Below are 14,565 nucleotides of genomic sequence, written 5' to 3'. Positions count from 1 at the left end.
GTTTATGAATACAGGAATTGCTGAGAAAGGCGTTATTTTAATCGTGGATGATACGCCCACAAATCTAGATGTGCTGCTCGACTTGCTGGAAGCCGATGGTTTCAAAGTGGTGATCGCTGAAGATGGGGAAAGAGCGATTGCTCTAGCAGAATATGCTCCACCCGACTTGATTTTGCTAGACATTCTCATGCCCGGAATAGATGGGTTTGAAACGTGCCGTCGCCTAAAGGCAAACTCAACTACGCAAGAGATCCCGATCATTTTTCTAACCGCTGTTAGCGATAACGTTGATAAGGTCAAAGGTTTAAATCTTGGGGCAGTTGATTACATCACTAAACCGCTAGATCATGAAGAAGTTTTAGCGCGAATCAATACTCACTTTCGGCTGCAAAACTTGACCAAGCGATTAACAGAGCAGAATGAGCGGCTAGAAAAGGAAATTCAACAGCGTCAGCGGGTAGAAGAAGAACGTGAGCAAGCGTTTAGAGCACTGCAGCGCAGTGACGCCCGGTTCAGACGTTTAATCGAATCCAATGTGATTGGCATTATTTTTAGCCTGGCAGATGGCAGTATTACAGACGCCAATGATGCCTTCCTCCAAATCGTTGGATACGATCGCGCTGACTTGAAAGCTGGGAAGTTAAATTGGCACGCAATGACACCTCCAGGATATGTCCACCTCCATGAAGCCGCACTGGCAGAATTAACCAATACTGGAGCGTTTAGTGCCTTTGAAAAGGAATATTTTCACAAGGATGGATACCGCATTCCTGTCATGGTTGGCGGGGCTTTGCTCGATGAATCTCAGGCAATCGTTGGTTTTGTCCTTAACCTAACTCAGCACAAGCAGGCAGAAGACAAGATTCGGGAACAGGCGGCTCTACTCAACATTACAACCGATGCCATTCTAGTACGAGATTTGGATAACAAAATTCAGTATTGGAACAAGGGTGCAGAGCATCTCTATGGATGGAACGCTGAAGAGGCGATCGACCAAAATGCGACTCAACTGTTGTATCGACCAGACTCACTCAAGCAACTCGAGGTTGCTCAAAGAAGTTTAATTGAATGTGGTACTTGGCAAGGCGAATTGCATCAAGTCAATAAGCAGGGCAAAGAAATTATTGTCACCAGCCGTTGGACCTTAATGCATGATGCCCAGGGGCAACCCAAATCTTTCTTGACAGTTAATACAGACATCACTGAAAAGAAACAGCTCGAAAGCCAATTCCTGCGAACTCAACGGCTTGAGAGTTTGGGTACCCTTGCAGGCGGCATTGCTCATGATCTCAACAACATCCTGACCCCTGTTCTAGCTACAGCACAATTGTTACAGTACAAGTTTCCCAGTGCCGACGAGCAGAGCCAGCATTTATTTAAAATCATTGAAATGAATACTAGACGTGGAGCTGCTCTTGTCAAGCAAGTCCTCCAATTTGCCCGTGGCGTGGAAGGGAAACGGACGAGCGTGCAGGTGAAGCATCTGGTCTACGAAGTTAAGCAAATTGCTGAGAAGACATTTCCAAAATCGATTGAGTTGCTAGCCTATGTGGAACCGGGGCTTTGGTCAGTTTCTGGGGATGCAACTCACTTACATCAAGTGCTGATGAATCTGGTCGTTAATGCTCGTGATGCGATGCCAAATGGCGGTACGCTCATCATCTCTGCTGCAAACGTGATTGTAGATGAACATTATGCCCGCATGAATCTTGATGCATCCATTGGTTCCTACATTGGACTTACAGTCAAAGATACAGGGACCGGAATGTCAGCTGAAATTACGGATAGAATTTTTGAACCGTTTTTTACAACTAAAGAAATTGGTAAAGGGACAGGGTTAGGACTTTCCACGGTGAGAGGCATTGTTAAAAGCCACGGAGGGTTCATTGATGTGGTTAGCAAGCTGGGAGAGGGCACTGAATTTAAAGTATTCTTACCAGCGATAGAAGCATCCGTTTCCCCACGAGTAGAACCTTCTAATCCGCCTAATGGAAATGAAGAATGGATTCTTGTTGTAGATGACGAGACAGAAATTTTAGCAATAACGAAAGCTTCATTAGAAGCCTATAACTACCGTGTGCTGATAGCGAATAATGGAATTGAAGCAATTTCGCTCTGTGCTCAATACAAACATAAGATTACTGTTGCCTTAGTGGATATGATGATGCCATCTATGGATGGTCCAACAACGATTCAGAACCTTCGGAGAATTAATCCGAGGATCAAAGTGATTGCCATGAGTGGATTTATGTCTAACGATAAATTGAGAGAAGCTAGCGAAGTTAAGGACTTTATTGATAAGCCCTATACCATTCAAGATTTGCTAGGAACGTTACGGGCTGTATTAGAACAACCTGTAGAAGCAGGAAATTAGGTTGTTTGGCTGACAGTGAATGTATGTCTACTGAAGGTTGGGTCGCAAAAACTTTTAAAGGCAAACAATTTCTATCGAAACTGTCAGATCTAGGTACTCAAATCACAGCTTTTTCCATCACTTCTCGGGTATGTCAAATAGATTGTGTGTGACCGGATTCTCTGCTGAACTCAGCGGGAAAGGTCTGCTTCCTCAAAGGAATATTAAGAATTGTACAGCTTCTCAAAATTCCCTCTGCTGAATTTGCTGCCGAAGCAATGGTTTTGGCAGCGGAAACACCCGGAAACCCACCGCAATCTAAGCCCGATTAAAGCCTGTTCAACGGTTCGTTCTGAAGGAGTTCCTGCCGCAGACGATAAATCACCGTTTCGCGATCGACCTGATTCAAAATCTCCTGAATCACCGTATCCGCGCCCAGCGGTCCCCAGGTGCAGCCTTGCTCCAGATAAACCTGAGCCGCCTTACCCACGCGATAAGAGCCGAAACCTGCCAGCGTTGCCTGCGCGACTGCTGTTGTGCCGTAGGTCATAATGCCATTGACGCTATCAAATGCCGTTGCCACTGCAGCCCCGCTTTTGCCCATGCCGAGCAGCACTCCGCTCCCCACTTCACCCAACAGCAAGCCACCCGAACTAAACAGAATTGCCTTCAGCAGTTTCCCCGCTTCGTAGCTGGTCATAGGTAGACCGTAGAGCTTAGCGAGCGCGCGGATCATTAGCAGATCAGTGACGGCTCCGCCCATTAGATCCAAAACGGCGATCGGGTTTGCGCCAATGGCGATCGCTTTCCACTTAGCGAACTGCCAAATCAGATCTTCAGTGGCTTGCTCGTGCAATTTCACTGTTTTGCGAGCGATCGAGCCTTCAGTTTCGCTGGCTTGCCGCAGTGCGTTGAGTGCCAGCAGGGATTTGCCTTCGCGATTGAGAATTTCCAGCAGCTTTTCGCGCAGTGGGTCAATTTGCGGTTCTGGTGCGTCCCACTCATACTCGACCCGTCCGTCAGGATACTCGACCCGAACTTCCATCGGTGCGGGTTCTGCCGAAACAAGGACAACGTCTTGCGGACTGAGTCGGGGTCTAAACTCGTCGCTGTCACCGCTTTGGACAAAGAGGGTTTGCAGCTTTTGGAAAATTGACTGGCGATCGACTCGCGGATACAGATCTACCTTGTTAAATACGAGGACGATCGGCTTATTTGCCTGCTGTAGATCAGTCAGTGCCCGGTATTCGGTGCGAGTAATGTCGCCTGCCACCACAAACAGAATGAGATCCGCCTGGTCTGCCACCTGTCGCGCCATGCTTGCCCGCGATTCGCCACCCACTTCATCTAATCCGGGCGTGTCAATTAGCTCAACGGGCATTCCCTCTCGAACCGACCAGTACACCGATCGCGGATATTGCGTTACGCCGTTGATCGGTCCCGTTTGCAGCACCTTTTGCCCCAGTAGCGCATTTACCACCGCCGACTTGCCGCGACTCACTAGCCCAAACACCGCAATCCGAATCAACCCTTGATCCAGCTTTTCCAGACTGGCCGTGAGGCGATCGAGATCCGTCTTCAGGGCTGCCTGTAGCTCCACGGGAGTTCCGGGTCTGCGAATTCGCAATTGCTGGGCATAGCGGCTAATTGCCTGCTTCAAGCTTGTATGGGCGCGATCGAAGTGAAAATCTTGCAGCCGAGCCGGAACCAGCCTGGTATGAGAACTGGCAGACGATTGAGCAGAGTCAGCAGAAGAACGGGGCGTTTCCATAGGAAAGGCGATCGAGATGAGAAATGTAGTTCTATTCTCACTCAGACCAGGGCTTTGGGGCGATCGGATAGTACGAAGGCGGGCGTAGAGAATGCCGTGATCTTGGAAGTTACAGCCTTGTTCAGGCTATTGAAGTACAAAAAATGGGGTGCAGGGGCACAGCCCCTGTGTGGGGGCGAAACCCCCATACCCCCCGTACCTTACGGGAGTGAAAAACGCCGTATCTCTGAGAAGTTAGAAGTTAATGGAGATGAGTGAAGTGAATGGAAATCAGTAATGTGAAACGATCGGCTGCGGATGGGGTTTGGCAAAAGTGAAGGCGGTTTCTGAGTCTCCGTGCTGCCAGAGATGGTCTAGCTTGGCTTTAGCTTCCTCGATCGAAGGAATGTGACCTGCGGGAATCCACCACATCGCGAAATGTGCCCCTGGATATTTCTCAAACCAGGCGCGGCGGCGCACAAAAAAACTACCGTGGAGACTCTGGTAAACATAGGTTTTAAGCGATTCTACATTTTGCCAAACTGATAGGTTCACCAGAATCTGGGGATCATCAAAGGCACGAATATTCGTTGCATTTCCATCGCCGTCTTTTAACCGCCACACAAATCCCTGGCTCTGATCGGCGATCGCGTTGACTGCATTCAGAGCATTTGCAAATTCGGCCATGATTGGGTCGTGAAGTGGAGCTTTCATCAGGGCAATGTTGATTTGGGCAAGATAATAAGCCTGGGATGAATCTTGAGAAGCCATCGGTTGAGTGAAGTGTAATGAACGATGACCTCAGTATTAAACCCTTTCAGAAAACCATCTTGAACGATATTGACATCTGCTTTCAGTATCTTTTTAGACGTGAATTGCTGCCCTGAAATTGATTGCTCTATTCCTGAAGCCCATTCCTGAAACCCATTCCGAAACCTATTGCTGAGAATAAATATGGCGATACTGTCCCGGCGTTACCCCTACGATTCGCTTAAAGTGGCGATTTAGGTGGCTCTGGTCTGCCATTCCAACCGCGATCGCTGTTTCTGCTGCCGACATTCCCTGCCGAAGCAGCTCTTTTGCTTTTTCTACCCGCACCTGAGTTAGATAAGTATAAGGGGGCATTCCGACTGCTTTACTAAACACTCGAATCAGATAAGAACGGTTGAGATGAGTAAGTTCCGCAAGCTGTTCTAAGGAAATATTGGTGTTGTACTGATCGTGTAGATATTCCTTAATTAAACCGATCGCCTGATGTTCCTGATTCGATTGAATCGATCGAGATTTGATACCTGCATGCTGAGTAATGATCAGCGATAGAACATCAATCAATAAACACTGCTGAGTGAACTTATCCTTTGAACATTCAAGGCTGTGCAGCAGCGAAGCGAATTTTTCTGCTAAAGACTGATTTTGAGCGACAGGAATTCTGAAATCAGGAAATCGATCGCCTTGAAGTTCACCTGCAATTTGCTCCATTAACTGCACACTGGGATAAAGCATCTGATAGGTGAGCGGTAATCCCTCGGCAGAATAGCCTGTATGAACCTCTTCTGGATTCATTAAAATCATGCTTTGGGGCGGAGCCAGATGAGTCGCACCTCGGTAATAATTGCCTCCAAGTCCTGCTTCGATTAAGCCGATCGAATAGGTAGGGTGAGAATGACGCGCATAGCGATAGTGAAGTGCCTGTGCCTGAAATAGGTCTAGGTGGTCGAACTCTGAAAATGATAAAAGTTTTGTGCTTTGCTGAATTCGATAACTCATCGCCTACTAATATCCGAGTACAGAGATAGATAGTTTTTGGTTTTCATACTATCGCAGACCGAATTGCAAATCAGTCTGGCGATCGCGTCCGAAATTTTTGCAATGGTCTGTCTCAAACTTGCGAATGGATTCATCAAGCCTGTTTATTGAATTGGCTCGGCGATCGGCTATCCGCTCTCTTTTTTCTGTTTTAGTTTGTTCTTAAAAGAAATTGAAATTAGCGTTGTCTATGCAGTGTGGTCTGGGATTGGCGTGACGGGTATATCCATTCTAAGTGTGCTGCTGTTTGGCGAAGGAATGGGGCTGGGAAAAGTAATTTGTATTGCGCTAATTACGATCGGCAGGGTTGGGCTGAATTTGGGCAAGGGGTAGGTCGGAAGGGAATGAACAACAAATTGAGACAGTGATCGATCGCGGCACAAAGATTGCCCCAGAAGCAAAACCAGCTTGCACAATAAAGACAGCACTAAAGACCGCACTGCTGGAGATTGTCCCTTGCCGAACTTCATCACCCAGGCTCAGCCACCGCTTGAGTTTCTGCCGCCAAACTACGATCCTCTGGTACGTCAAATGACTCATCTTGCTGCGCCTTCCTGGATACGCTGGCGTGAGCAGGTGGTAGACATAGAGGCAAACCAGGTCGAAACACTGGTGAAGCTCTACGAAGAATTTCAGGCGGGTAAGGTGCGCTTTATGATGGCGTTCCGGCATCCCAGCTCGAATGACCCGCTCTGTATGTTTCATCTCGTTTCGCGCTGCGTTCCCCGAACGGCGGCAGCAATGGGCATTCGGCTTCAGGCTCCGGTTCACTCGCACTTTATTTACGATCGCGGCATTCCCCTCTGGGCAGGTTCGCTCGTCTCCTGGCTCTATCCCCGGCTGGGCGGCACGCCGATTCGACGCGGCAAAGTAGATCTCTCTGGGCTGCGATCGGCACGACAGCTTTTTGCGGAAGGACAATTCCCGATCGCTGCCGCTCCTGAAGGCGCAACCAACGGACACAACGAAATCGTTAGCCCGATCGAACCTGGTGTTGCCCAGTTTGGCTTCTGGTGTCAGGAAGATTTGCACAAAGCCGGACGCACCGAGCGAGTGGTGATTTTGCCGATCGGCATTCAGTATCACTACGTCTCGGAACCGTGGGAAGCGATCGATCGCTTGATGACGGAGCTAGAGACAGACTGCGGGCTAGCGGGCGAAGTGGAGGCTAAGAGCGTTCCTCTCCCGGATGAGGCTAAACTCACTCCCGCTCAGGAACGTCAGTATCGCAGGCTGATTCGCCTGGGAGAGCATTTGCTGACGCAGATGGAGCAGTTTTACATCCGCTTTTATCACCGGGAACTGAAAGCCCCGACGACGCTCGAAGCGGGAACAGGCATGATTCCTACGCCTAGCGCGATCGAGGCAAGCGATCCAGCGAATATACGGCTTGCCATGCGGCTGCAAACCCTGTTAAATACGGCTCTTTCCGTCGCCGAGGAATTTTTCAAAGTCGCTCCTAAAGGAACGCTGACCGATCGCTGTCGCCGTCTGGAGCAGGCTGGCTGGGACTGGATCTATCGCGAAGACATCAAAGATATTGAGCAACTGCCGCCTGTGGAGCGAGGTCTAGCCGATCGCATTGCCGAAGAATCCGATTTGCGGCTGTGGCACATGCGCTTAGTCGAAACCTTCGTCAGCGTCACCGGACGCTATGTTCTCGAAAAGCCCACCGCCGAACGCTTTGCCGAAATGCTGCTGCTCGTCTGGGATACGGTCACTCGCCTGAAAGGAAAATTTCCGTTCCCCCGTCCTCGCCTGGGTAAACAAAAAGCCTTTATCACGATCGGCGAACCCATTTCGATCAGCGATCGATGGTCAGGCTATCAAACCAATCGCCGCCAAGCCGTCGCCACCCTGACTCAGGATTTACAGAATGCTCTGGAACAAATGATTTTCTCGCAGGACGAATCGTTTATATCAGCAGAGCAAATCCGTACTAAGTAGGTCATTGTCATTAAATGGCAGAGTAATTAAATGGCAGATTAAGCGGGGTTTGGGGCGAAGCCCTAAGGAGGGGATTGTGCCCCCTCCATCCCCATCTTCATCCATCGTTTAATTGCGCCCAGCTACTTACATGGATCGAATTGGAATTGTTATCACAAATTCCGTCCCTTTCCCCAGCTCAGAAATACACTCTAAACTTCCTCGGTGACGTTCAGTAATGATCTGATAGCTAATTGACATCCCCATTCCTGTTCCTTTACCCACAGGCTTTGTTGTAAAAAACGGATTAAATAACTGCTGTTGAACTTCCGAAGTCATACCCGGTCCATTGTCTTTGATCCAAACGGCAACTTGAATGCGATCGATCGCCTGAGTGCGGATGGTAATTGTGCGGGGCGGGGCTGCGATTTCAACGAGCGATTGCTGAATATTCCGTTCTTCTAGAGCATCGATCGCATTGCTCAAGATATTCATAAATACCTGATTGAGCTGTCCGGCGTAGCATTCAACCAGGGGCAAAACGCCATACTCCCTGATAACCTTGATTGCTGGATAATCAGATTTCCCCTTCAGGCGATTTTGCAGAATCATCAGCGTACTGTCCAGTCCTTCATGAATATCCACTTCTTTGATTGCGGCTTCATCCAGCCGGGAAAAAGTTCGCAGCGATTGAACAATTTCTCGAATTCGCTCCGCCCCAACCTTCATCGATTGCAGCAGTTTAGGTAAGTCGTGGCGTAAAAAAGCCAGATCAATGTCCTCTTCTTTGTCCTGAATTGCCGACGGGGGATTGGGCAGTTGGCACTGGTAAAGGTCCAGCAGTTCCAGCAAATCCTGGGTGTATTGACTGGCGTGGCTGAGATTCCCGTGAATGAAGTTCACTGGATTGTTAATTTCGTGGGCAACGCCCGCCACAAGCTGCCCCAAACTGGACATTTTTTCTGCCTGCACGAGCTGCAACTGGGCTTTCTTCACATGGTCAAGTGCCTGCTGAAGTTCCTGGGTTCGCTCCTCTACACGGTCTTCTAGCGTTTGACGGCTGAGTTCGAGCGCATGGGTGTACTCAGCCACTTTCCGAATCAGATTGTTAAAAGCAATTGCCAAAACCCCCACTTCATCCTGGCTGAGAACTGGAGCCTGCAACTGAAAATCTGACTCACGGCTGACTCGCTGTGCAACCTGAGTGACGGCTTCGATTGGTCGAGCAATGGCACGGCTGGTGTAGAGTGCTAGCAGAGCTGCGATGGCGGCTGCAACTGCCAGACCCGTCAGGATAATTTGCAGCCGCAGGGCTTCCGCAGTTTGTAGCTGGATGTCGGCATCATCCTGCTGCTTCTGCGCGGTTTCCAGGGCTTGATGTAATTGCTCTGCAAGCTGCTCAAACTTGACATCCAGCCTGATCGCGGGTTCTTGCCGCAGAGATGCCAGGAGGCTTTGTTGAGCAATTGGAATTTCCGGCTGAGTCAGGCTGCCTGGGTTGAGCTGCTGCCAAATCGTTCGCACCCAGTCAGCATAGGCTTCTGTGTTCGTTTCGTATTCTTCTGCCAGCTTTTTTGATCCAGTCGCCCCGATCGCCAAATTATGGGGATTGCGTTCAATAAAGGCGTTGAGTTCAGCGACCAACTCCTGTGCTTCGCGAACGCGAGTCAGAAATGCTGTTCGCTCAAAATCAAACCAGATTGAGTCTCCAAACACCATCACCAGGCGTTGGGGATGCGATCGAAGTTCTAAAATTTCGTGTTCCAGATTCGTCAGGAGCGATTGTTGCTTACGGGCGATCGCAAGCTGGGTCTGCGCCTGTTTCTGGTAATAGTCACCCACGATCAAGCCGATCGTTGCTCCCAGTGTAGCAACCCCAATCGCCAGCATATAGCCATAGCCAATTTTTCTGGCAATACCCGGTTGCGACACTCTAGCCCACCATTTACAAAGCGCATTCTGCGTGATTTCTGGTGAACTCGAATCAGCGCAGGGGTCAGAACGATGTGAAGCAGTTACCTCGTTGGGGGAGTTGGCTCTACCCGGTTCCCAAAATTTATGCATAACCAAAAACTAACGCCATTCAAATTAGCCCTGCAAAAACGCACCCTGTCCGATCGCTCGATAGACTTCGCGAATCATGTCGTAATCGACATCCTGCGCCTCAATTAATTTGGCTCCAGTAAACTTTGCACCATCCGCCGGGGCGATCGCTTCTAAAAGCTTGTCCTGGTTCTGAAACAACTGTTTCCGCATTTCTGCGACAAATTCGGCATCCAGCTTACTGCTCACCACAAAGGGATCAGCGGGTAAATCGGCTCCTTTGGTTAATAGCGGCAAATTGTTTGGAGTCAGTTGTTCAGATTCTAGAAACTGCTCGTATCGCCGAATTGAGCCTGCCCAAGCATCTACTTTGCCGTCTTTGAGGGCTGGAAGTCCTTTCTTGCCGATCAGCTCGATTTTGACATCGGTTTTAGGGTCTAGCCCGGCATCGATTAACAGCTTTGTTGGACCCAGATAGCCGCTGGTCGAACCCACTTCCCACATCGCGATCGTCTTACCCTTCAAGTCATTCAGCGACTGAATATTACGATTTGCCAAAACCGCAACCACCGGGTAGTACCTGTCGCGTTTAATGGCGGCAACCGGAACCGCATTCGTGCGGGCACGCATCACCACATATTCCGACGGACCCGTGAACACCAGATCGACCTGATCCTGCTGCAAAGCCGAAGCCGCCGCGATGTAGCTCTCAACCGGGAAAAACTCAACCTGGGTTGCCAGCGTTTGTTCCAGGACAACTCGCAGTGCTTCATAGTCCTTTTGCAGATCCTCGATACCTTTGACATCAGACACCGCAAAGCGCAGTTTTTCAGGCTTGCTCATCTGAGTTCCAGCAGATGGGTTGCCACTCGTGCGGTTTGGCTGTGTTGTTGCGGCTGTGCAACTGGAGACGACGAACAACGTAGAACAAACAATAAAGTTGCGTCGTTTCATAGGTTATGCTAAGGTTAAGAATAAAATTAATTCGCCTACACCATATCAAGTAAATTCCTGTCAGCGGGTATGTAAATGTACTCGTTTTTTAGGCGTTGCTGCTTCTGGTGCAAAACGCTTCAGCCCGTGAAATTGCTTAGCTCAAATCTGATAGCCTTCCTGACAAGCCGATTGGGACAAGCCTTTGCTCAACTCGTTTCCTGCAATAAGTTTTCTAAACTAGGAAGAGTAGAGTCATGATTATTGCCCCCGATGCTGCAACCCCCTCAACGCACCAAGCTGGATGAATCGGACGATCGCGAGTTTTACAGCGTGCCGCGATTTGTCACCCACGTCGATGAGCATTTTATTCAGCAGTTGACCGACCTGTACCGGGAACGGCTGAAGCCTGATACGCGCATTTTTGACATGATGAGTAGCTGGGTTTCCCATCTGCCGGACGAGATGAAGTTTGCTCACGTCGAAGGACACGGACTCAACGCCGAGGAGCTTGCCCGCAATCCGCGTCTGGATCACTACTTTGTGCAGAATTTGAACGACAATCAGCTTTTTCCCCTGCCTGATCAGCCCTTTGATGCCGTGCTGAATACGGTTTCCGTGCAGTATCTTCAGCGTCCCGAAGCGGTGTTTGCGGAGATTCACCGCGTTTTGAAACCGGGTGGGATTGCGATCGTCAGCTTCTCGAATCGGATGTTTTACCAGAAGGCGATTCAGGCGTGGCGAGATGGCTCTGAAGACGATCGCGTGGAGCTAGTGAAACGCTATTTCAAAGCGATTCCCGGTTTCAGCGAACCCGAAGTGGTGATGCGGCAGGGCAACGTTCCCAGTTTCCTGCAAATGTTGGGGATTGGCGGAACTGACCCTTTTTATGCGGTAATTGCTCAGCGCAATTGATCCACTACGATCGAATCCCGGACTGCACCCGCCATAAGCTTGCATACACGCCCTGTCGATCGATCAATTCCTCGTGTTTGCCCTGTTCGATCAGCCTGCCGTATTCCATCACGTAGATTCGATCGGCGTTGCGGATGGTCGAGAGGCGGTGGGCGATCGCGATCGTTGTGCGGTTTTGGGTGATCTGGTCGAGCGATCGCTGAATGGCGGCTTCGGTTTCGTTATCAACGGCAGAGGTGGCTTCGTCCAGGATCAGGATCGGCGGATTTTTCAGCACAGCACGGGCGATGGCGAGTCGCTGCCGCTGACCACCGGAAAGCTTTTGTCCCCGTTCACCGACGATCGTGTCGTAGCCCTGGGGCAACTGTTCGATAAAGTCATGGGCTTCGGCAATTTTGGCAGCGGCGATCGCTTCTGACAAGCTTGCGCTGGGGTCGCCGTAGATAATATTTTCCAGAACAGAGCCGTGAAATAGAAACACATCCTGACTGACCCAGCCGATCGCCTGCCGCAGACTATGCAGTTCCAGATCGCGAATATCGATGCCGTCCAGAGTGATGCTGCCCGACTGGATTTCATAAAGCCGCAGCAAGAGCTTTACCAGCGTACTTTTGCCCGATCCGGTAGAGCCAACGATCGCGATTGTTTTTCCGGCAGGAATATGCAGCGACAGGTCTTGAATCACCGGAGGACGATCGCGGTAGCCAAAGGTTACGTCTTTTAGCACCAGTTCACCGCGTACCGTGGACGTTGAGGCATGGAAGCCGTTGGCCGGATGCAGGCTTGGGGCAGGTGGCGTGGAACCGTTGCGATTGAGGGCAATTTCGCCAGAATGAATGGCGATTGGGGTATCGAGCAAGCCCATAACGCGATTGATCGAAGCCATTGCCCGCTGATACTGATCGAGCGTTTCGCCCAGCCGGGTGAGGGGCCACAGCAATCGCTGAATCATGAAGACCAGGACGCTATAAGTTCCCACTGCCAGCTTGCCTTCCACCGTTTGCAGACCACCAAACACCAGCAAAGCCGTAAATCCCAGCAAAATAATGATCCGAATCAGCGGTACAAAGGCAGCACTGAGGGCAATGGCGCGGCGGTTGCTTTGCTGATATGCCTCACTTTCTTGACGCAGACGATCGACCTCATACGCTTCGGTGGTGAAGCTTTTGATCGTGACAATGCCGCCCAGATTATTCGACAAGCGGCTACTGAGTAGGCTCACTTTCTCGCGCACGTCTGCATATCTCGGCGCAAGCAGTTTTTGAAAAGCGATCGACCCCCACAAAATAAACGGAATCGGCAGCATTGCCATCCACGCCACACTGGGAGCCAGGATAAAAAAGCCCGCCCCGATCACAAGCACTGTTGTAAGCACCTGCAAAATATCGTTCGCGCCAAAGTCAAGAAACCGCTCTAGCTGGTTGATATCGTCGTTGAGAATTGACATCAATCTGCCGCTGTCTCTCGCCTCAAAATACTCCAGCTCTAGCTCCTGCAAATGCTGGTAGGCATTGAGTCTCATGTCGTGTTGAAGCTTCTGCGCCAGGTTGCGCCATAGCCACCCGTAAGCATATTCAAAAATTGACTCCAGACTCCAGATAATAAACGTGAGAATCGCCAAAATCACAAACTGCGATCGAATGTTCACTATCCCCAGATTTGCCAGCCAGGAGTTTTGCTGATTCACTGCCACATCGACCGCCACACCGATCAGGACAGGAGGAGCCAGATCAAAAAATTTATTCAAAATTGAACAGAGCGTTGCCAGTCGCATCTGCAATCGATAGGGTCGCCCATAGTCCAGCAGACGGCGAAGTGGATGAACGGCAGGGGCAGGATGCAAGGCAGACAAATCAGTAGCAGGACGGCGAGGCTTCATTACAATCAGCGTTCCTTAAAGACATTGTTCTATTGTGCCGTCCTGATGCGGGGAATCAATGCCAAGAATCAATGGGGAAATCGATCGGGGCAAATAGCTACCGTCTTATCGTCCTATGTCTGTGCCCACTCCAGAGCAGCCGCAATCTGACAGCCAAGCTGAGCCGGATCGAAGGGTTTCTGCACAATCGCTCTGGCTCCTGCCTGAAGATAAATTTGCCGCTTTGAAGGTTGCGTTGCCCCTGTTAGCATGATGACTGGAATTACTCGCGTTGCGGGGTGCGTCTGGAGCCGTTTTAACGTCTCGACTCCATCTACCTCAGGCATCATTGCATCTAGAAGAATGGCGTCGGGCTGGGTCAGGATTGCTAGTTTCGTACCTTCTTCACCCGAAGCGGCGGTGACAACATCCCATGCTTTCATAAGGTTCAAACTTACTTGTGCAATTTCTCGAATGTCTTCTTCGTCATCGATGATTAAAATTCGCTTCGCGTTCATCAGCTTCCACTCAAAATCCTTTCTAGCAATTCTGTTATGGCTTGTGTTCCGGCGATCGTTTGTTAACGACGAGGAGCAGGGGTAGAGTACCCAGATTGGTTAGCCTTTTATCGTGATTGAGGGCTAACGATTGAGCGTGTCCTTCCACCTCAAGCTTTGTACTCAACCCATTTGAAGCTCTTTAAGCAAATCACAACAGTGAAATATTAGGCATCGCTGGATGAAGATGCGAAACAATGTTTGGGATCGATCGCAACGGCAACCCATCGAATGCAAAAAACCATCGTGGATACGCTGAAGTATGGCAGAACTCAGCCTGAAGCACAGATTTTTGAATTAGTTTTTTGAATTAGTTTACTGAAATCCGGTTATACAGCAGGCGATCGAAAATTTACGCAGTTCAATCCTGGCAGAACAAACAACCCTTGATAGAAATTTGCTGCCAACGGGGAGCGGCAATGAA

General features: G+C 49.9%; 11 protein-coding genes. 4 read left to right on the top strand and 7 right to left on the bottom strand.

Going from position 1 to position 14,565, the window contains the following annotated elements:
• The first annotated feature begins 4 nt into the window (after nt 1–4).
• The gene (locus NDI45_RS12155; protein ID WP_348247478.1) at nt 5–2,374 is read left to right on the top strand and encodes a response regulator; all 2,370 of its coding nucleotides are present in this window, start codon (nt 5–7) and stop codon (nt 2,372–2,374) included.
• Between the two features lie 307 nt (nt 2,375–2,681).
• On the opposite strand, the gene NDI45_RS12150 is transcribed toward NDI45_RS12155, so the two are convergent.
• The 3 genes from NDI45_RS12150 to NDI45_RS12140 form a co-directional block, all read right to left on the bottom strand.
• Nucleotides 2,682–4,124: a GTP-binding protein gene (locus tag NDI45_RS12150; protein ID WP_190794429.1), complete on the bottom strand. Its 1,443-nt coding sequence runs from the start codon at nt 4,122–4,124 to the stop codon at nt 2,682–2,684.
• 270 nt (nt 4,125–4,394) lie between these two features.
• The gene (locus tag NDI45_RS12145; protein WP_348247477.1) at nt 4,395–4,874 is read right to left on the bottom strand and encodes a DUF3291 domain-containing protein; all 480 of its coding nucleotides are present in this window, start codon (nt 4,872–4,874) and stop codon (nt 4,395–4,397) included.
• 165 nt (nt 4,875–5,039) lie between these two features.
• Nucleotides 5,040–5,870 carry an AraC family transcriptional regulator gene (locus NDI45_RS12140; protein ID WP_348247476.1) on the bottom strand — a complete coding sequence of 277 codons (831 nt, stop codon included), beginning with the start codon at nt 5,868–5,870 and terminating at the stop codon, nt 5,040–5,042.
• Nucleotides 5,871–6,020: 150 nt separating this feature from the next.
• Between NDI45_RS12140 and NDI45_RS12135 the strand changes: the two genes are divergently transcribed.
• Nucleotides 6,021–6,242: an SMR family transporter gene (locus tag NDI45_RS12135; RefSeq protein WP_348247494.1), complete on the top strand. Its 222-nt coding sequence runs from the start codon at nt 6,021–6,023 to the stop codon at nt 6,240–6,242.
• A gap of 123 nt (nt 6,243–6,365) precedes the next feature.
• Nucleotides 6,366–7,856, top strand: coding sequence for a 1-acyl-sn-glycerol-3-phosphate acyltransferase (locus NDI45_RS12130; protein ID WP_348247475.1), 1,491 nt, complete (start codon nt 6,366–6,368; stop codon nt 7,854–7,856).
• 126 nt (nt 7,857–7,982) lie between these two features.
• Here the strand turns inward: NDI45_RS12130 and NDI45_RS12125 are convergent, their stop codons facing one another.
• Both NDI45_RS12125 and phnD read right to left on the bottom strand, forming a co-directional pair.
• Nucleotides 7,983–9,767 carry an ATP-binding protein gene (locus tag NDI45_RS12125; RefSeq protein WP_348247474.1) on the bottom strand — a complete coding sequence of 595 codons (1,785 nt, stop codon included), beginning with the start codon at nt 9,765–9,767 and terminating at the stop codon, nt 7,983–7,985.
• A 156-nt stretch (nt 9,768–9,923) separates the two neighbouring features.
• The gene (gene phnD, locus NDI45_RS12120) at nt 9,924–10,832 is read right to left on the bottom strand and encodes a phosphate/phosphite/phosphonate ABC transporter substrate-binding protein (protein ID WP_190794434.1); all 909 of its coding nucleotides are present in this window, start codon (nt 10,830–10,832) and stop codon (nt 9,924–9,926) included.
• 252 nt (nt 10,833–11,084) lie between these two features.
• Between phnD and NDI45_RS12115 the strand changes: the two genes are divergently transcribed.
• The gene (locus NDI45_RS12115; RefSeq protein ID WP_348247473.1) at nt 11,085–11,726 is read left to right on the top strand and encodes a class I SAM-dependent methyltransferase; all 642 of its coding nucleotides are present in this window, start codon (nt 11,085–11,087) and stop codon (nt 11,724–11,726) included.
• Nucleotides 11,727–11,730: 4 nt separating this feature from the next.
• Here NDI45_RS12115 and NDI45_RS12110 read toward each other — a convergent pair whose 3' ends face one another.
• Complete coding sequence (locus NDI45_RS12110; RefSeq protein WP_348247472.1) at nt 11,731–13,605, bottom strand: ABC transporter ATP-binding protein; 1,875 nt, start codon at nt 13,603–13,605, stop codon at nt 11,731–11,733.
• Between the two features lie 113 nt (nt 13,606–13,718).
• Nucleotides 13,719–14,102 carry a response regulator gene (locus NDI45_RS12105; RefSeq protein ID WP_190794437.1) on the bottom strand — a complete coding sequence of 128 codons (384 nt, stop codon included), beginning with the start codon at nt 14,100–14,102 and terminating at the stop codon, nt 13,719–13,721.
• Nucleotides 14,103–14,565 lie beyond the last annotated feature (463 nt).

The organism is Leptolyngbya sp. GB1-A1, assembly GCF_039962475.1.
GTDB lineage: Bacteria > Cyanobacteriota > Cyanobacteriia > Elainellales > Elainellaceae > Leptolyngbya_A.
The sequence above is the reverse complement of the archived record's forward strand: the minus strand, read 5'-3'. Positions and strand labels throughout refer to the sequence as shown.